The sequence below is a fragment of the Epibacterium sp. ABV4_022 genome, from assembly GCF_056159345.1.
This window is the reverse complement of sequence record NZ_JBSWVA010000001.1, coordinates 2,600,060-2,617,175: the sequence shown is the minus strand read 5'-3', so window position 1 is coordinate 2,617,175 and position 17,116 is coordinate 2,600,060. Positions and strand designations below refer to the sequence as shown.

Here is a 17,116-nt window from a genome sequence, read left to right as displayed (position 1 = left end):
TTCGGATGCTACCAGTTGTTCGACACGTGGACCTAGAAGGACATCGAAATGGCTCTGCAACCTGTGAAATCTTTGGTCTTGATGATCGCCATATTGCCGTTGGCTGCGTTCGCACAAGACCACGGGCATGGGGAAAACAGCGCGCCCTATGCAGGGTTTGAAACGCGCGATATCAAGAGCCTCTCGGAACAAGACATCGAGGAGTTGCGGCGCGGCGGAGGCTGGGGCTTGGCCTTGCCGGCCGAATTGAATGGCCGACCCGGGCCTGCCCATCTTCTTGAGCTTGGGGAAGAATTGAACCTTTCAGCGAGCCAAATAGAAGCGATCTCGGCAATCTATGGGCAGATGCGCACGGATGCCGTCGCTGCCGGGGAGCGTTTCATTGCTGCTGAGGCGGCATTGAGCGACGCCTTCGCAGGTTCGGACCTTTCGGAACAGAGGCTTCGCGACCTGCTCGCAGAGGCTGCCGAGGCGCGTGCCGAGTTGCGGTTCATCCATCTTTCCCGGCATCTGTCTACGCCCGAACTTCTAAGCGATGCGCAAATCCAGAGGTACAGCATCCTGCGCGGGTATGCGGATGATCCGTGTGAAAACGTGCCGGATGGACACGATCCAGAGATGTGGCGCCGTCACAACGGTTGTGGGTAACCACGCAGACTGCCAAATACACCCTGCCAAGACCAATCGGCCAAAATCGGCCGTTCTTGTCACTGGCGCGACCGCAGCCGGAGCAACTGAAAAATTGTGCCACAGAACTTTTGCGAAACCGATGCCACCAGTATCGCACCGCCTCGTGGCTGACATCGATGCCGCGCTCATGAAGAAGGTCTTCGGCATTGCGGAGCGAGAGCGGGAAGCGAACATAGAGCATGACCGCCAGGCGGGTGATCTCCCGACTGGTCTTAAAGTACTTAAATGGATCGCGTTTTGTCATGCTAGCAGGGTAGGGCGGACAGTATCCCGCCTCTAGCCAAGGTTCCTTTGACAGTACCGGCAGTGTCACCCCATGCCCAAAGCTTTCATGCGCAGGTACAACCGCTTGCGGGGGATGCCGAGGCGCTCGGCCGCGCGGGCCTTCTTGCCGTTGCAATCGGCCAGCGCCTGAAGGATCAGCCCGCGCTCGTAGTCCTGCATCGCGGTCTCGTAATCCAGCGGCGCCTCGTCCGGCATCTCGACGCCTTCCGCCAGGTGCAGCTTGAGCCCCAATGCGCATCGTTCGGCGACATTGCGCAGCTCGTGAGTGTTGCCGGGCCAGGCATAGGCCGCAAGCCGCGCCCCGGTGAGCTTGTCGAGCCGCACGCTGTCTGTCTCGCGGCGCTGGGTGATCTCGTCGAGCATACGGTTGAGCAGCGGCACCACATCTTCGGGCCGGGCACGCAGCGGGGGCATTTCGAGGCAGGCCCCGGTGATCCAGAAGAGGAAATCGCCGAAGAGCCGCCCCGAACTCCGCAGATCGGCAATCGATCCGGTATGGCCGCCGATCACCCGCACATGGGCCGGGCCTGCAGCCTGCATCACCCTGTCCTGCGCCTCGTGCGGCAGCGCCTCGACATCGCGCAGGTAGAGCGTTGCGCTGAAGGTGGTGGCGGGTTCGGTGCCTGTCTCCTCGCCGGGTGTGTCCGCGATCTCCTGCAGCGCCGCCAGCGCGGCCTGCCCGTCGCCGCCCTTGCAGCCGACCTGCACGAAACGCTCGGGCTGCGGCACGGTCATCGCGTGGATGGCGCGGGCGGCCAGCGCCTTGCCGGTGCCGGTTTCGCCCGCCACGAGCGCGTTGAGCGGGCTGGCAGCGATGCGCTGCACCTCGTCGCGCGCTGCACGGATCGCGGGGGACTTGCCCCAGAGCATCCGTGTCAGCCCCGATTTATCCGCCAGCCGCGCGTTGAGCTGGGCGTTTTCCAGCGACAGCCTGCGCTTCTCCATCGCCCGCGCGACGATCTCCAGCAAAAGCTCCGGCTCGATCGGTTTCTCGACGAAATCTTCGCCCCCGAGCCGCATGATGCGGATCGCCGCCTGAATATCGCCATGGGCGGAAAACAGCACCACGGGGATCGCCGGATAGGCCGCGCGGAGACGTTCCAGCAGGTTGATGCCCGAAATGCGCGGCATGCGCATGTCGGTCAGCACTATGCCGGGCCAGTTCTCGCCGAGCGCCTCCACCACGCCCTCGGCGCCGTGGAACTTGCGCAAACGGTAGCCCGCGCGCCGCAGGGTCTCGCCCACCGCGTCGAGCACGTCGATATCGTCGTCCACGAGGCAGACGGTGTTGACCTTGGTCACGGCTCGGCCTCCTGCAATGTCATCACCGCCTCCGTGCCGCCGCCCGCGCGCGGGCGCAGCGCGAGGCTGCCGCCCAGCTCTTCCATGATCTTGCGCGAGAGCGACAGGCCCAGGCCCAGACCCTCTCCCGCGGGCTTGCTGGTGACGAAAGGCGCCATGGCATCCTCGGGCGACATACCTTGCAGGCCCACGCCGCTATCGGCCACCACAAGCTCCACGCCGCCGCCAAGCGCGCGGCGCGCGCGCACGAGAACTTCCGCTCCGTCAAGGCCGTCGCGGGCCTCGACCGCCTCCAGCGCGTTGGCGAAGAGGTTGAGCAGCACCTGCTCGATCAGCCCCGTATCGCCAAGCGCAGTGAACCGGCCCAGATCCTCCGCGATCTCCAGCGACACACCCGCATTGCGCAATCGGTAGCGGATCAGGCTTTCGGCCCCGCGCGCGGCCTCGTGTAGATTGACCGGCGTGCGTGCCTGCGGGCTGGCCTTGCGGGTGAAGCGTTTGAGATGCTGCACCGTGGCGATGCTGCGCTGCACCAACTCGCCCAGTTGCCCAACGCGGGCGCGGATGTCGCCGCGCGCGGGCTCGGGGGTTTCGCCCAGCATCTCCTGCAATGTGCGGATCCGGTGCTGGAGCGACATCAGCGGCTGGTTGAGTTCGTGGTTCAGCCCAGCGGACAGTTCGCCCAGCGTGGCAAGCTTGGCGGCCTGCACCAGATCAGCCTGCGTCTCGCGCAACTCCTGCAACGTGGCCTTGTGGCGCGCCACCTCTTCGGCGAGCAGCTGGTTGGCCTCTTCGCGCGCGGTGACCGCGCCGCGAAATTCGCGCACGGCAGCGGCCATCTCGCCGACCTCGCTTGGCCCGTAATGCGGCACCGGCACATCGGCCTTGCCGGCGGCGATGGAGCGCAGCGCGGTGGAGAGCTGCACCAGCGGCCCGACGACGCCGCGGCGGAAAAAGCCGAACAGAACCACCAGCACGAGCAGCACCACCGCCGCACCGGCCAGCCCCATCAGGTTGAGCCGCCCGGTGGCGCGCGTGGTGCGGGTCTCGGTGGCGGCCAGCACGCCGTCGCGCTCGGCGCTCGCCGCCACCAGCAGGGCGTCGTGCAGCGCCTCGGTGCGGTCCTGCACCTCGCGCACCTGCGCCGAGAGCGCGCCGCGCAGATCAAGATAGGCGATGCGCCGCGACAGCACGCCGCGCTCGCTGACCGCGTGTTCCTGCAACAGCTCCAGCGTCTGGCGGAGGGTCTGGTAATCGATCCGGTCGGGCAGTCTTGCCTCGCGCAGCCGGGCCTCGGCCATCGTGTCGTCGATCAGCACGCGCAGCGTGTCGAAGGCCGCGCGGTCGGTGGTGGTCGCGGCCTGCAGCATCAGCGTGACGGCGGCACCGGCGAAAGTGTCGAGATCCTGCAGGGTGTCGTAGCGGGCCAGCTGCTGGCCCACGGCGGGCGCGTCCTGCTGATCGACACGGGTTTCGATATCGAAGCGCAGGTCCTCGCTGAGCGGGTCAAGCTCGCCTTCGAGGTCGATGTTGAGCCAGCGCAGATCCTGCAGCGCCACGCGGAGCGCGCGGTCGGCCTCTTCCGCCTCGTCGGCCAGCGCCTGCAACCGCGTCACTGCCTTGTCCAGCGCGATGCCATCCTCCGCAAGGCTCGGGCGAAGCTGGCCCACCCGCGCGCTCAGCCCTTCGAGCCGCTGGCGGAAGAGGCGGATATCCTCCTCGGGCGCGGCGCCATCGCCATCGAGCGCGCCGCGCAGGGCGGCGATATGCATGGCGCTTTCCGCCAGATCGAAGGCAAGTCCGAGCCGGGGAAGGTCCGCCTCGCGCAGGCTCACCACGCCGCGCCGGACATCGCTGACCACCGCCGCCGCCAGCACCAAAGCGCTCAGGGCGAGGAAGGCGATGATGAGCGACGACAGGCTGAGCCGCCACCAGAGTGAGGCGAAAAGGGGCAGTTTCTGGCGGTTGGGACCGCTGGTCATTCCCGCCCGTCTTCAAGCTGAAGGATCATGTTCTCGACGGCATCGAGCTGCGCCTCGGCCAGCGCGTCCCATTGATCCGCCAGTGCGCGCTGGCGCTCCGACAGCGCAGTGTAGCGGGTGCCACTCAGGGGCAGCGACGGGTCGAGCCGCGCGTCGGTTTCGGGCACCGGCATGGCGGTGAGCCGCGCGCGGATCAAGGCCATGTCGCGCCCGACCTCCGCCAGCGCCTCGAGCCGCCGCCAGAGCGCCTTGCGCCGCTCCAGCCGCACGGTGATGAAGGCATCGAAGAGCGCGTTGGTCGACCAGTAGCGTTGCGCCGATACGGTGTAGTCATATTCCGCCCGCCCGCGATTGCGCAGGGCATCGCGAAAGGCGGGTTCCATCCCCGGTTCGAGCCTCGCGCGCAGTTCCGGATCGATGGGGATGCGCCGGGCTTCGGGGCGAAGGAGCAATTCCTGCCCCGGGCGCGAGAGCACGAAGGCGATGAAGGCGCGTGCCGCGTCGGGCGCCTTGCCCTCGGTCAGCGCGGCGATACGCGCGCCGATCACCACGGGCGCCTCGCCATAGGTAAAGCCGAGCCCCGGCAGCACGTCCGAGGTGGCCAGAAAGTCGATCGACACGCCGACATCGAAGCGCCCGGTTTGTACGCCTTCGACCGCGGTGTAGCTGCGCGGTGTCACCGCCTGAAGCTGGCCCGCAAGCTCCAGAAGATGCGCCCAGCCCCCCTGCCAGCCGCGCTGCTGCAGGATCTGTTCCATGAACATGTGGTTGGTGCCCGAGCGCGCTGGGCGGGCCATTGCGATGCGCCCGGTGAAGCGCCCGCCAAGCAGCGCCTCGCTGGTTAGCGGCGGGTCGGGCTGATCCAGCCCGTAGGCCCAGCCCATCCCCGCCAATGCGAACACCTCCGGCGGCGCGGCCAGCGCGGCCCCGCCACGAGCCGTCTCGAGCACCGCGAAGGCTTCGGGCGAGGAGGCCCAGTAGATATCGAAGCTGCGGGGATTGCCGCGCAGGATCTCGTCGAGCCCGGCATTGGTATCCTTGTTATGAACGCGCACTGCGTGGCCGGGGTGGCGCTCGGAAAACGCGGCAACGAAGGGCGCGTAAAAGCTTTCGGGGAAGGAGGTGAGAATGCGCAGCTCGCGCGCCTCGGCCCGCGTGCCCGTCACGACCGCTGCGAGAAGCAGCACCGCCGCCGCAAGGTGCCGCGCCAAACGCCTTTTCCTGACAGCCGGTCTGCCCGTCATGCCCTTCGCCTCCTGTCGTCCGGTCTCATAATCCCGCGTTTGCCGTGCCCGGGCAACCTTCAGAACCTGCGCGGCGGTGCAAGGGTGCATCGCGGGTCAGGTCACGGCGCGGCGCAGCCGGGCAGACACCCATTCGCTCACCACTACCGTTGCAAGGATCGCCAGCAGAATCATCGTCACCTGCGGCCAGGCGAGGGTGTTGAGCGAGCCCTGAAGCTTCAGCCCGATCCCGCCTGCGCCGACCAGCCCGAGGATGGTACTCTCGCGGATGTTGATATCCCAGCGGAAGACGGAGATGCCCCAGAAGGCCGGCAGGATCTGCGGTACGTAGCCATAGGTGATGATCTGCGCAGGCCCCGCCCCGGTGGCAGTCACCGCCTCGATTTGGCGGCGGTCGGTTTCTTCGATCGCCTCGTAGAGGAGCTTGCCGACAAACCCGATGGAGCGCAGCGCGATGGCGATGATGCCTGCGAGGATGCCCGGCCCGATGATCGCCACCAGCAGGAGCGCCCAGATGAGCGAGTTGATCGAGCGCGAAGAGACGATCACCAAAAGCGCCACTGGCCGCACGAGCCATGCCGAAGGCGTGGTGGGCCGGGCCGCGAGAAAGGCCACCGGCACCGCGAAGATCACCCCCAGAAGCGTTCCCAGCGTGGCGATGTTGAGCGTGTCCCAGAGCGGCAGCCACAACTCGTTCAGGTAAGACCAGCGCGGCGGAAACATCCGCGCGCCGATATCGGCGGCCTGCTTGGGCGCGTCCTGCACGAAGAACCAGATCGTGTCGGCGTTCATCACCTGCCAGCACCAAACGAAGAGCGCCACCAGCGCGAGCCAGCCAAAAAAGATGCCCAGCCGCGCGGGGCGCGAATGGCGTTGCCATGTGTCGGGGTAGCTGGCGGTCACTGGATGAAACTCCTCAGGTAGGACGAGCCGTACTCGGCCACCATCACGATAGCGATGATGATCAGCAGGATGGCCGCCGCGCTGTCATATTCGTAGCGGTCTATAGCGGTGTTGAGCGTGGCGCCCATACCGCCCGCGCCCACGATGCCGATCACCGAGCTTTCGCGGAAATTGATGTCGAGCCTGTAGAGCGAGAGGCCGATGAGCCGCGGCATCACCTGCGGTTTCACCGCGTAATCGACCACTTGCAGCCAGCTTGCCCCGGTGGCGCGCACTGCCTCGGCCTGCCGCGCATCCATCGCCTCGATCTCTTCCGCAATAAGCTTGGCCAGAAAGCCGATGGTGGCGAAGCTGAGCGTTAGATAGCCCGCGAAGGGGCCAAAGCCGAAGAGCGCCACGAAGAAGATCGCGATGATCACCTCCTGCAACGAGCGGCTGATCGCGATGACTGCCCGGCAACTGAGGAACACCCAGGCCGGCACGAGGTTGGAGGCCGCGCCTACGCCCACAGGTACGGAGAGGAGGATGCCGGTGACGGTGGCGGTGAGGGTCATCGTCAGGCTCTCTTTCAGGCCCTGAACGATATCGCCCCAGCGGCTGGCGAAATCGGGCGAGAGGAAGCCTTGTACGAAGCGCGCGCCGCGCTCCATGCCCTCGACGATCCGGTCCCAGTTGACCTCGAGCCCGCCGATGGCGATCACGAGATAAGCCAGGATCGCCAGTTGCACCGACAGACGCACCCCGCGCGAGCGGAACATCTGCGGCGGGCGGCGCCATGTGGTGGGGTAGGAGGTGGGCGCGCCGCTCATGAGGCCAGCCCCGCCACCTGCACCGCCTGTTCCGTCTCGGCGGCAGCATCCTCGGCAGTGGCCTTTTGCATCGCCGTCCAGTCTTCCTCGCCGTAGATCGTGGTGAGCACCATGTCGTCCAGCTCGTCGGGGTGGCCGTCGAACACAACCTCGCCCGCGCGCAGACCGATGATGCGCTGCATGAACTGCCGGGCGAGCGGCACGTCGTGGATGTTGACGATGGCGGGCAGGCCGCGCTCGGCGCAGACTTCGGTGAGCAGCCGCATGATCTGGCGCGATGTCTTGGGGTCGAGCGAGGCGGTGGGCTCGTCCACCAGCAACAGCTCGGGCTCCTGCGCCAGCGCGCGGGCGATGCCGACCCGTTGCCGCTGCCCGCCCGAGAGCGCATCGGCGCGCTTGTCGGCATGCTGCATCAGCCCCACGCGGTCGAGAAGCTGGTAGGCACGCTCGACATCGCGGGCCGGGTAGCGGCGCAGGAAGGAACGCCAGAAGGGCACGTAGCCCAGGCGGCCGGAGAGGACGTTTTCCATCACTGTCAGCCGTTCGACCAGGGCATATTCCTGGAAGATCATCCCGATCCGGCGCCGCGCGCGCCGCAGCTCGCGGGGCCCGAGCCGGGCGATATCCTGTTCGCCCAGCCGGATCGCCCCCGACGAGGGTTCCACAAGCCGGTTCACACAGCGGATGAGTGTCGATTTTCCTGCGCCCGAAGGCCCGATCAGCCCCAGCATCTGGCGCTTTTCGAGCGCGAAGCTCACCGCGCTGAGCGCCTTGTCGCCCGTGGCATAGGTTTTGGTCAGGTTGTTGATCGCGAGCATCTGGCGCCTCTCCGGGTTCATGTGAAAACAGGTGTGGCGGCCCGGGGAGGAGATCGGACCGCCACGCAAGAGGCCACTCTTACTGGCAGGTATACTCGATACCGTTGGCCTCATCGATCTTGCGGATCACCGCCCAATGCTCCTTGAAGGTGATCGGGATGAACTGGCTTTCGCCGTTCTTGCCGAACTCCTCGATCAGCGCGGTGCCTTCCCAGTCGAACGAGTAGAACGCGTTCCGGATCGCCTCCTGCAGTTCCGGCGTCAGGTTATGCGCGGTGCCGTAGGAGGAGGTAGGGAAGGTTTGCGACTTGTAGAGCGTGACCAGTTGGTCAGGGCTCACCACGTCGCGGGCGAACATGCGGGCCATAACCGAGTTGGCGGTGGCGGCGGCCTTGTAGTCCTTGTTGGCGACGCCGAGGATCGAGTTGTCGTGCTTGCCCGAGAAGACCGGCTCGAAATCCTCGCCCGCGACCATGGCGTAATCGGCCTTCAGGATCGCCGAAGGCGCCTTGAAGCCCGAGTTGGAGGTTTCGGAGGTGAAGGTCAGCTGGCCGCCCTTGATGTCTTCCACCGCGTCGATGCCGGAACCGGGATAGGTGATGATTTCCATCTCGTAGCCGAAGCCGCCGTTTTCATCGGCCATCATGGCGAAGGGGCGATAGCCCGCGCAGGCCACCCCGATGGGGTTGGAGCCGGTGTTGAATGCGGCCACATGCAGGCGGCCTGCACGCATCGCCTCGATCTGGGCGGCGTTGGACTGGACGGGGAAGAACTGCACCTCTTTGCCGGTCTCGGCGGCGAGGTGATCGAGGAACTCGCTCCAGACACCGGCGTAAACGGCGGGGTCTTCCACGGGCGTGTAGGCAAAGACCAGCGTGTCGGGGTCAACGAGCGAGGCTTCGTCGGAGGGGATGTCGGCGATCAGGTCGCCATCGGCATCGGTGTAGCGGTCATCGAGCATGAACTCCGCCTGCACGGCGGTGCCGGCGAGGATGAGCGCAAGGGCAGTCAGTGTCTTTTTCATGGTCCGTTCCTTTGAGCTGGTGGACGTGATCAAGGCCGGCGAACCCGGCTGCGCCGTTTGTTAGTCGGGAATTAGGAAAACGGGCAAGCATTGCAATATGACAGTTGAATGACGCCCCGGAGGCGCCCTAGAACGTGTTAGTATTGACCCGAAATACGGGGCAGGACTGACGCAATACCTGGACTGCCAAGAGCCGCGCTCATCTGCACGACAACGTGACTTGCCCGGATGAAGGCCGCTGACGGCGGTGTCAGAGGGATGAGCTTGCGACCGACTTTGCCGCCGCCTAGGTGAGGTGCGCTCCAATCATCATGTACAACACCCTCTTCTACCGCGGGCCGTATATCTTGGGCTACCTGACCCTCTGCGGCCTCCCGGTGCCGCCGCACGTCGCCGCAGCGACCAAGGCAGCCCGTTACAACGCCCGCGTCTTTCTGGCGCCCTACTGGGACCAGATCTTCGCGCAGGACGCCGAACGCAAGCAAACCCGCACCGAGGCCGAAGCAACCTATACAGTCATGCACGAGACCTACATTGCGCTCGGATATGAAATCACGGAGCTGCCGCGCACCGAAATCGCAGCACGCGCCGACTTTGTCTGTGCGCAATTAGCGATCTGACCGAATTCTCCAGATGGAAGAAGAACCTACTGAAGCGGAGCAACCGCGCGGCTCCCTCCTGCCTCCTACTACCTGAAGCTGACGGCCCAATGCGGTCTCTCGCCAGTAACACCTTTTGCCGCGATGCGGCCCGTCAAGCCGGCCATTCGCTGCAAGCGCAAAACTCGGAGACTTCAGCGGTCAACAGAGCGGGACTAAGCCGCCACTTTGGGAATTTGTGTGCATCTAGGCGCGTTAGTGAGATCGCGAGGGCACTGGGCCTATCTCGGATAACAGTGTATTGGACGCTAACCGACTTAAAATTATGACTCTTTTCGATTGACGGCCTGTCAGCCAGTGACGCCTAGTTGATTTCATGCCAGATCAACATCGTAAATATTGGCATTTGTGATCCCCCCTCCTAAACTAAGCGCTATTCGGAGGCGCAGCATGATAATCCAGCCTAAGTTGCTCAAATCTGAAGCTCAGGCAGTTCACTCGCGAGTCTTCGTGTGTGGTCCAGGATACGCGTCTGGAAACATCGTCATAAGGGATAAGGCAAAGGCGGCTCTGCAACGGGTACCTTCTGTCGAAGCAATCTACGGTGAAGAAATCGAAGACAAGTACTCCTACCGAAAACTGGGTACTGACTTGCAGACTTTGGAAGCGCGGTTTGCACATGATGTAGATTTCACGCTTTTGATCTTGGAGTCACCAGGTTCAATCGCAGAACTTGGAGCATTTTCTCTTCTTCCTGCGATTAGAAGCCGACTTGTCGTTCTCCTGTCGGAGAGGTTTTACCGTGCGGAGAGTTACATCGCCCGAGGACCTCTGAGCTTTCTCACCCGCGAGAACCCAAATAGTGTTATCTATTTCAAAGCTGAAAACCTCGATGACATGCTTGATAGGGTCCGATACCCTCTCACCTTCTACAAGTATGCGCATTACCTTAGGCGATACGAATATTTGAAGAACACCCGGCTTCATATCTCGCGCGAAGTGAGCGATTACGCCGGTTATATCAAGCCATTGCGTGAACAGTATGAGATGGCAATTACGCTGATTTCTATTTTGGTTGGAGATCGCGCCAGTTACGCGGATCTCTTGCTGTATTCTGGTCTAGCGCCAAAGCAACTTACCCGAGCGCTGAGCAAGCTCTTTTCAGAAAAGAAGATCGAAAAAGTAGGCTCTGGTCGGTACCAAGCCACTGAAGGCTACGCCGATGATCTACTGGAGCCATTTAGTTCGACTACACTAAGCAAACTTCGTGCGACGGTGCTAGCAGCTGCTTGACAGCGGGCGACACAAGTTTAGGCTGACGACATTCCTAGCAATGCCCCTAGGGGCGACGCAATGTGATCGTTGCGGGCACGCGAAGTACGCAGAAGCCTGCCTTCAATCAATAGATAAGAGTTCTTCACTCTTATGCGATTGATTGAAGGCATCGATGAGAGAGAAGAAGTAGGAATGAGTGCTGCGGGGGAATGCACAGACCTAGTTTCGCTGGCGAAATTTCTGGGTTTTGCCCCGCAGCATATCTTTTACCTCGTAGAAAACCCGGGGCGCTTCTATGTGCGAATTCAAATTCCAAAGAATTCGGACCCTGAAGCTATGCGCGAAATCGATATTCCTAACAGTGAACTCAAAGGTGTTCAGAGAGCAATTCATAAGAAGATACTCTCGGAAATCGCAGTGAGTCCTTCTGTACACTCATATGTCAAAGGTCAGTCTATACTGACGGCTGCCAGCGAGCTTTGTCCCGGTCGGGCTGTTCTGAAGATGGATATTTCAGACTTTTTTCCATCAATTAGCTTCAAGAGAATATTTGGATTATTTCGAACGCTTGGTTTCAATGATAATTCGTCTTATATTTTTTCAAGACTTACCACACTTGATGACCGCCTAGCTCAAGGTGCGCCAACAAGTCCAGCACTCTCGAACTTGATTGTTCGAGGTATGGATCAACGCTTGGAGGCGCTCGTTAAGAGATGGGAAATGAAATACGTTCGGTACAGTGATGATCTGTTTCTTCATAAGGAGAAAAACTTCAATCATCCAAGACTATCGGATATCGCGTCAAAAATCATCACTGATAGTGGGTTTTCAGCAAATCAAAGCAAAACCAAGTACCACCCCAAAGGTCTTCCAAGAGTAACACTAGGGCTGCTCACTCACGGAGAAGAGCCCAGAATTCCGGGTCCGCAAAGACGCAGATATCGTAGCCTGTTCTTCAAAGCATCGCGAGATATTCACTGGGCACATCGCAACAAGGATCATCTCAGGGGGATCATTGAATGGTACAAGTGTGTGCATGGAAAGGACGAGCAGTACGTGCAGTATCGAACTATCATGGATAATGTGAGCCACCTGCGCCTGCACGACACCTACCAAAGTAAGTAAAACACCCGATATCTTGGAGCACACTGTCTACCGGCATGCCGCCTTGCGGCGGTGCAGAGATGTGCCCTTGTGCAGAGAATCTGAAATTCGGCTTCCGCCTTTGCGGCCTTGCAGGCTCGCAAAAGCAGAGAATGACTGGTTCCCGCCCCTCACTTCGGAAAGCCTCTGGTGCTGCCGCTGCACAGATCATGTCCGCTTTGGACTGCTTGTGGTGCCCTGCGTCAGCGATGGTAGCGATCCATACGGGGTATCATCCCTTTGCGCTGCCGCGTTTGCTTGGAGACCGTAACGGCTTGTCGTGCGCACTCGCTATGGGACATATAGCGAGTGCTTAGGTCTACGCGGTGCAGATGTGAGTTTTCCAATATCTATGTAGCGCTTCGATATCGCCGCTCGTCAAGATAGGCATCGCGGTTTTTAGGCGGTCTTCTGGCCACTCCCACCACTTCAATTCAAGCAAAATCTCGATGTGGTGCTCGCTGAAACGCTTTCGGATTTCCTTTGCCGGGTTCCCACCGACGATGGTGTAAGGCTCGACATCTCGCGTAACCACTGCGCGCGTGCCAATCACTGCTCCATCGCCGATTTGGACACCCGGCATTACGATAGCTTCCGACCCGATCCACACGTCGTTTCCGACGACCGTGTCACCGGCTGGGCTATAACCGTTGGCAGCGCCTTCGAACGCAGGAACATCTGACATCCAGTAGAATGGAAAAGTACTGACCCAGTCATTTCTATGACCCTGATTGCCAGCCATAATGAATGCCGCACCTGATCCGATGGAACAGAAGCTGCCGATCAGCAGACGGTCAACTCCTTCCTCAGGGAGGAGGTAGCGGGCGCATTTCTCGAAGCTATGACCGTGGTAATAGCCGGAGTAGTAGCTGTAGCGGCCGACTGAGATGTTTGGATTGTTGACCTGTTTGTCCAGAGTAATCCCCCGGAACGGGCTCTCGAAGTAGTTTTCCATTTGAAGCCTCTGAATGATTTTTTTGTTCGCGAACATGCGAACTTAGCGCGACCACAACTTGCGGCGCACGGCCACCCCGCGCTTTAACGCAGGGCGTTATTCAGATGGTTCGGTCCGCTGACTTCATTGCGTTTCCTGCTCTGTCGGACTGTCGCTGGATTTAACATTTCAGCCCCCAAACGCAAGCCTGTTCATTGGCAACTACGTCCGCTAGGGCCAACGCCAGATCTGATATGAGGCCTCAGGCTTAGCGAAAGTCGGATCTTTACACGGCGCGTACGTCAAGGGACAACCAAGATCTTGCCGGATACCTCGACTTTGCAAAGGTTGCCATCCCATGCTTTGCGGTCGTTGCACCAGAACGCTGAGGAGGCCGGCTCTCGCCCGTTTGTTAGCACGCCAGCTCGTGCTTCTATATGCACGAAGGATTTGGAAGGGTTAGTCGCCAGACCAAGCAAACAAGCATGAAGCAGAGATGGGCGGATTAGATTCCGTCTACGGTCGCGACCTAAAAATGAAGCGCCAAGTTTTTGAGCGCCTTACTCACAGTTCTGCTCTGGCCTCGTTGATCCTTGCTTCCTGTTCTTCCACTTATGTTCCATCAAGCGAAGCGGAGCAGCGAATGCCTCTTGTTCTTCACGTCTGGTGTGAGTGCGGTCACGTTGGCAAGATCGAGGTAAGCCTCCGCGACAACCATCATGCAATTTTCAAAAAGCGAGATGTAGCTTGTGTCGCTCCAGAAGGAGGCGGGGAATTCCTGTCAACGCCGTGTTGGGTCGGGGGCACGAATGCAACTTAGAGGGGGAGGTTAAGGTGTTGATCGGACGGACGCCTGACACCCGCTGAATGTTCGGCTGCTCGATTTGATTTCGACTTGTTCTCGCACTCCGACGCTTCAGCATTCGCGCTGGCCTTGTTAATGATGCTGGCGGCAAAGCAAAGCGCTGCCAGAGTTACAAGTCTTGCAACAGATCGAGCTGAAGGGAGTGTTGATGAGCGCAGAGAAAATCAAAGTTGAGCGGCTGGAGAATGGGCAGGTCAGCGTTCGAAAGGGAACTTGGTCCGATGTCTTCCCTGAAGACCGGAGAGAGCAATGGGCGGCATGGTATGAGCGGATGCATGCCGAATATAGCTATCTAGGATACCTGGATATGGCGAAAGCTCTGCGGGATTTATCTGCATGATAACCCCGGACGTCGGCTTGAGGTCCGAGGCCCGTTTTTTTTTTGTGGCACCAACGCTCTGAAAACAAAGTCAAACCTACCTACTTAAAATCCCCAGGCTTTAGCCGTGCGGGTTCGAGTCCCGCCGCCCGTACCAATCTGCAGATAAAAGATTTTTTCCAAAAATGAGCTTGGATTCAAAAGCGTTCGGTACACGAGTTGGTACAAGTTGCGTTCTCAGACTCGTCGTTTCCTGATTTCTACGACCTTCGACGCCCCATCAGAGCGGTCCCGGGGGGAAGGTGGTGCCCTCAGTGTGCTGGTCTGCGGTCTTCAGGGGTGTGGGATCTATCTGTGAGGTCACTTGCGTGCCGAGAAAGGTGTGTTCTGGCGCTCCTGTGTATGGTGAAAACGATCCGGCCAACCTTGGGGCGGCGGACCGGCAAACAGGAAAAAACGCTAGGGGGCGACGCTTTTGGGGCGCAGTTGCCAAGGCTGGCACCCACTGAGGCAGATTGGAAAGTGATCGACCGCGTGCAGGCCTTGCCGAAAACGGGGGCGTGAAAGGGAGAAACCCTTTCGTCGTCCCGTGAGAGGACCGGCAGCAGGATCTTTGCTGCCAGCCAAAGTGATCCTGCTGATCAGAACCGGGTGATGACCGTGGCTCCGGCGGATTGGAACTTGTCCATGCTCATAAGGGCCTCGGGGGCCTCGGAGAGGCTGATCTGATCGCCCACCAGCCGCGCCGGATCAAGCGTCCCGCTGGCGACCATGTCCAGCATCGCGCCATAGCGGTGCGCCTGCATCCCGTGCGAGCCGAGCAGCTCGATCTCCTGGCCCACGATCTTGGGCATGGGCACGGCTGGGGCGGCGTGGTCTCCCAGCATCAGCCCGACCTGAACGTGTTTGCCCCGTGGTCGCAGGCAAAGGATAGAATTGGTCATGGTGACCGGATGTCCAAGCGCATCGAGCGAAACATGGGCACCGCCGCGTGTCAGTTCCTTGATTGCTTCGGGCACATCGGCCTCGCCACCGTTAATGACCGCAGCGGCACCGAGTTCTTTGGCCAGGTTCAGCTTGGCCTCATCGAGATCCACGCCGATCACATTGGCCCCAGCCGCTGCCGCGATCATGACGGCCGACAGCCCGACACCGCCACAACCGTGTACGGCCACCCACTGGCCTGCGCGCACCTTGCCCTGATCGATGACCGCGCGGAAGGATGTCGCGAACCGGCATCCAAGGCTGGCGGCGGTCGCAAACCCCATACTCTCCGGCAGCGCCACAAGGTTCAGGTCGGCTTGGTGGATGGCGACACATTCTGCAAACGAGCCCCAGTGAGTGAAGCCGGGCTGCTCCTGGTGCAGGCACACCTGCTGTTGGCCTGCGTGGCATTCGCTGCAGCTGCCGCAACCGCAGATAAAGGGGACGGTGACCTTGTCGCCAACCTTCCAGCGGGTGACGTCCTTTCCAACTGCCTCGACCACGCCGGCCAGCTCGTGGCCGGGGACATGCGGCAGATCGATATCGCTGTCATGACCCATCCAGCCATGCCAGTCGCTGCGGCAGACCCCCGTTGCGGCAACCTTCAGGACGACACCATGTGGCGCGGGGTTTGGGTCTGCGACCGTGACCACCTTCGGGGCGTGTTGGAACTTTTCGAACAGGACAGCTTTCATCGGGGTGTCTTTCGGTTCTGGGGTTTAATCAAGGCGATCATATCGTTTCCTGTGGAAAGACCCCTGTCAATCTTGCAGAAATTCAGGTGATCCTGAGCGGGATCTCCTCTCTGTTCCTCATTTTCCGAAAGTTTTTGCCCTTGCCTGACCTTGATGCCGTAAACGTTCACCTCCTGTCCTTGCTGCAAGAGGATGGCCGTATGACCAATGCGAAACTGTCCGAAACCCTCGGGATGAGCGAAACACCCTGCTGGCGCCGCTTGAAAAAACTGGAGGAAAGCGGGGTTATCGAAGGTTGTCAAGCCAATCTGAACCGCCGCAAGCTGGGGCTGGGCGTCATGGCGTTTGTACAGCTGCGCTGTTCAGAACACGATCAGGGCGCCACGGCGGAGTTCCAGCGGATTGTCGAGACAACCCCGAACATACTGGCTTGTCACGACACCACCGGAGCGGACGATTTTCTGCTGATCGTCGTGGCGCGGGATCTGGACGATTACAGCGCCTTTGCCGACAGCACCCTGCGTCCCCTGCCGGGGGTCACCAGCATTCGCTCGAACCTTTCACTGAAAGAGATGAAAGCGTCCAGCAAACTGCCGGTCAGACCGTCTGCTATGGAATGAAGCCTCTGACATGACACGGAAACCCACGTTGCAACCGCGTTCCCGCGTCGTCAGCGCAGCCGCGAAGCTGGCTGCTCGGTCTCGCTAACCGGCAAAGAAGCCCGCTCCGGGGCGCCAGGGGATATCCGTAGCGCCATAGTCCACCTTCAGTGCGTGCAGCGCACTGGTGACCTGGCTGCGATGGTGGGTTTGATGGTTGAAGAGCTGCACGACCATCACCCAACGTGGGACAGAAGGTAAGTCTTCACCCAAAGGATCGCTCTTGACTGTTTTTGCAGCAAGCCAATCTTCCGTCCATTCACGCGCACCTGCCGAAAGAATATCTTCTTGCTCTAGGCGGATGGATTTCAACTCCTCCCAGTCGGGCCAGACAGCATGGCCGGGCGGGGTGCGGTCCGGGAGTGTCCCGTTGAGAAATGTCAGGATGGAGCGGTTGACGACGCAGATATGATCCAACGTGTTGTGGATGGAGCCAAAGAACATGCCGCGGTCGCGGGTTCGCTCTTCGGCCCCGATATCGTCGTGGCATTCGAAGAGGTTGTCGTTCTGCCAGCCAGAGTAGGCCGCCATCTCTTGAATGTCGTCGGTTGTGATCATCGTGATCTCTCAAAACAGTCCGGTTGTT

The 17,116-nt window shown here is 60.9% G+C and carries 16 protein-coding genes, 1 tRNA gene and 1 pseudogene; 7 read left to right on the top strand and 11 right to left on the bottom strand.

Annotated elements, in window-relative coordinates:
- Window positions 1–48: 48 nt before the first annotated feature.
- Window positions 49–648 (top strand): Spy/CpxP family protein refolding chaperone, encoded by a 600-nt coding sequence (locus tag ACXAF5_RS12365; RefSeq protein ID WP_474947858.1) that lies wholly within the window; start codon window positions 49–51, stop codon window positions 646–648.
- A 115-nt stretch (window positions 649–763) separates the two neighbouring features.
- Here ACXAF5_RS12365 and ACXAF5_RS12360 read toward each other — a convergent pair.
- From ACXAF5_RS12360 to phnD, 8 genes and pseudogenes are all read right to left on the bottom strand, one after another.
- Window positions 764–934: pseudogene (locus tag ACXAF5_RS12360) on the bottom strand (IS6 family transposase); the annotation flags it as partial.
- A 65-nt stretch (window positions 935–999) separates the two neighbouring features.
- A complete protein-coding gene (locus ACXAF5_RS12355) occupies window positions 1,000–2,277 on the bottom strand; it encodes a sigma-54-dependent transcriptional regulator (RefSeq protein WP_474946808.1) in 1,278 nt (425 codons plus the stop codon).
- Complete coding sequence (locus ACXAF5_RS12350) at window positions 2,274–4,259, bottom strand: sensor histidine kinase (RefSeq protein ID WP_474946807.1); 1,986 nt, start codon at window positions 4,257–4,259, stop codon at window positions 2,274–2,276. Before ACXAF5_RS12350 ends, ACXAF5_RS12355 begins: the two co-directional genes overlap by 4 nt.
- The gene (locus ACXAF5_RS12345; RefSeq protein ID WP_474946806.1) at window positions 4,256–5,470 is read right to left on the bottom strand and encodes an ABC transporter substrate-binding protein; all 1,215 of its coding nucleotides are present in this window, start codon (window positions 5,468–5,470) and stop codon (window positions 4,256–4,258) included. The genes ACXAF5_RS12350 and ACXAF5_RS12345 overlap by 4 nt, the downstream gene beginning before the upstream one ends.
- A gap of 129 nt (window positions 5,471–5,599) precedes the next feature.
- Window positions 5,600–6,406, bottom strand: coding sequence for a phosphonate ABC transporter, permease protein PhnE (gene phnE, locus ACXAF5_RS12340; protein ID WP_474946805.1), 807 nt, complete (start codon window positions 6,404–6,406; stop codon window positions 5,600–5,602).
- The gene (gene phnE, locus ACXAF5_RS12335; protein WP_474946804.1) at window positions 6,403–7,215 is read right to left on the bottom strand and encodes a phosphonate ABC transporter, permease protein PhnE; all 813 of its coding nucleotides are present in this window, start codon (window positions 7,213–7,215) and stop codon (window positions 6,403–6,405) included. The genes phnE (ACXAF5_RS12340) and phnE (ACXAF5_RS12335) overlap by 4 nt, the downstream gene beginning before the upstream one ends.
- A complete protein-coding gene (gene phnC, locus ACXAF5_RS12330; protein WP_474946803.1) occupies window positions 7,212–8,033 on the bottom strand; it encodes a phosphonate ABC transporter ATP-binding protein in 822 nt (273 codons plus the stop codon). Before phnC ends, phnE (ACXAF5_RS12335) begins: the two co-directional genes overlap by 4 nt.
- A 79-nt stretch (window positions 8,034–8,112) precedes the next feature.
- Complete coding sequence (gene phnD / locus ACXAF5_RS12325; RefSeq protein WP_474946802.1) at window positions 8,113–9,057, bottom strand: phosphate/phosphite/phosphonate ABC transporter substrate-binding protein; 945 nt, start codon at window positions 9,055–9,057, stop codon at window positions 8,113–8,115.
- 311 nt (window positions 9,058–9,368) lie between these two features.
- Between phnD and ACXAF5_RS12320 the strand changes: the two genes are divergently transcribed.
- From ACXAF5_RS12320 to ACXAF5_RS12310, 3 genes are all read left to right on the top strand, one after another.
- Window positions 9,369–9,677: an AAA family ATPase gene (locus tag ACXAF5_RS12320; protein ID WP_474946801.1), complete on the top strand. Its 309-nt coding sequence runs from the start codon at window positions 9,369–9,371 to the stop codon at window positions 9,675–9,677.
- Between the two features lie 429 nt (window positions 9,678–10,106).
- Window positions 10,107–10,949 (top strand): retron St85 family effector protein, encoded by an 843-nt coding sequence (locus ACXAF5_RS12315; protein ID WP_474946800.1) that lies wholly within the window; start codon window positions 10,107–10,109, stop codon window positions 10,947–10,949.
- Window positions 10,950–11,081: 132 nt separating this feature from the next.
- Window positions 11,082–12,056, top strand: coding sequence for a reverse transcriptase domain-containing protein (locus ACXAF5_RS12310; RefSeq protein WP_474946799.1), 975 nt, complete (start codon window positions 11,082–11,084; stop codon window positions 12,054–12,056).
- Between the two features lie 337 nt (window positions 12,057–12,393).
- On the opposite strand, the gene catB is transcribed toward ACXAF5_RS12310, so the two are convergent.
- Window positions 12,394–13,029, bottom strand: coding sequence for a type B chloramphenicol O-acetyltransferase (catB, locus tag ACXAF5_RS12305; RefSeq protein ID WP_474946798.1), 636 nt, complete (start codon window positions 13,027–13,029; stop codon window positions 12,394–12,396).
- Between the two features lie 992 nt (window positions 13,030–14,021).
- Here catB and ACXAF5_RS12300 point away from each other — a divergent pair.
- Entirely contained in the window at window positions 14,022–14,213 is a 192-nt protein-coding gene (locus tag ACXAF5_RS12300) for a hypothetical protein (RefSeq protein ID WP_474946797.1), read from the top strand.
- 5 nt (window positions 14,214–14,218) lie between these two features.
- A tRNA-OTHER gene (locus tag ACXAF5_RS12295) sits at window positions 14,219–14,349 on the top strand.
- 484 nt (window positions 14,350–14,833) lie between these two features.
- On the opposite strand, the gene ACXAF5_RS12290 is transcribed toward ACXAF5_RS12295, so the two are convergent.
- The gene (locus tag ACXAF5_RS12290; RefSeq protein ID WP_474946796.1) at window positions 14,834–15,871 is read right to left on the bottom strand and encodes a zinc-dependent alcohol dehydrogenase family protein; all 1,038 of its coding nucleotides are present in this window, start codon (window positions 15,869–15,871) and stop codon (window positions 14,834–14,836) included.
- Window positions 15,872–15,957: 86 nt separating this feature from the next.
- Here ACXAF5_RS12290 and ACXAF5_RS12285 point away from each other — a divergent pair, with 86 nt between their 5' ends.
- Complete coding sequence (locus ACXAF5_RS12285; RefSeq protein WP_474946795.1) at window positions 15,958–16,491, top strand: Lrp/AsnC family transcriptional regulator; 534 nt, start codon at window positions 15,958–15,960, stop codon at window positions 16,489–16,491.
- A gap of 84 nt (window positions 16,492–16,575) precedes the next feature.
- Here ACXAF5_RS12285 and ACXAF5_RS12280 read toward each other — a convergent pair whose 3' ends face one another.
- Window positions 16,576–17,088, bottom strand: coding sequence for a DinB family protein (locus tag ACXAF5_RS12280; RefSeq protein ID WP_474946794.1), 513 nt, complete (start codon window positions 17,086–17,088; stop codon window positions 16,576–16,578).
- Between the last annotated feature and the right edge of the window lie 28 nt (window positions 17,089–17,116).

What these genes read in the sequence shown, in the direction of transcription:
- catB (WP_474946798.1), bottom strand. Translation starts at nt 13,029, where the DNA reads ATGGAAAACTACTTCGAGAGCCCGTTCCGGGGGATTACTCTGGACAAA.
- ACXAF5_RS12365 (WP_474947858.1), top strand. Translation starts at nt 49, where the DNA reads ATGGCTCTGCAACCTGTGAAATCTTTGGTCTTGATGATCGCCATATTG.
- ACXAF5_RS12320 (WP_474946801.1), top strand. Translation starts at nt 9,369, where the DNA reads ATGTACAACACCCTCTTCTACCGCGGGCCGTATATCTTGGGCTACCTG.
- ACXAF5_RS12280 (WP_474946794.1), bottom strand. Translation starts at nt 17,088, where the DNA reads ATGATCACAACCGACGACATTCAAGAGATGGCGGCCTACTCTGGCTGG.
- ACXAF5_RS12350 (WP_474946807.1), bottom strand. Translation starts at nt 4,259, where the DNA reads ATGACCAGCGGTCCCAACCGCCAGAAACTGCCCCTTTTCGCCTCACTC.
- ACXAF5_RS12290 (WP_474946796.1), bottom strand. Translation starts at nt 15,871, where the DNA reads ATGAAAGCTGTCCTGTTCGAAAAGTTCCAACACGCCCCGAAGGTGGTC.
- ACXAF5_RS12315 (WP_474946800.1), top strand. Translation starts at nt 10,107, where the DNA reads ATGATAATCCAGCCTAAGTTGCTCAAATCTGAAGCTCAGGCAGTTCAC.
- phnC (WP_474946803.1), bottom strand. Translation starts at nt 8,033, where the DNA reads ATGCTCGCGATCAACAACCTGACCAAAACCTATGCCACGGGCGACAAG.
- ACXAF5_RS12310 (WP_474946799.1), top strand. Translation starts at nt 11,082, where the DNA reads ATGCGATTGATTGAAGGCATCGATGAGAGAGAAGAAGTAGGAATGAGT.
- phnD (WP_474946802.1), bottom strand. Translation starts at nt 9,057, where the DNA reads ATGAAAAAGACACTGACTGCCCTTGCGCTCATCCTCGCCGGCACCGCC.
- ACXAF5_RS12300 (WP_474946797.1), top strand. Translation starts at nt 14,022, where the DNA reads ATGAGCGCAGAGAAAATCAAAGTTGAGCGGCTGGAGAATGGGCAGGTC.
- phnE (WP_474946804.1), bottom strand. Translation starts at nt 7,215, where the DNA reads ATGAGCGGCGCGCCCACCTCCTACCCCACCACATGGCGCCGCCCGCCG.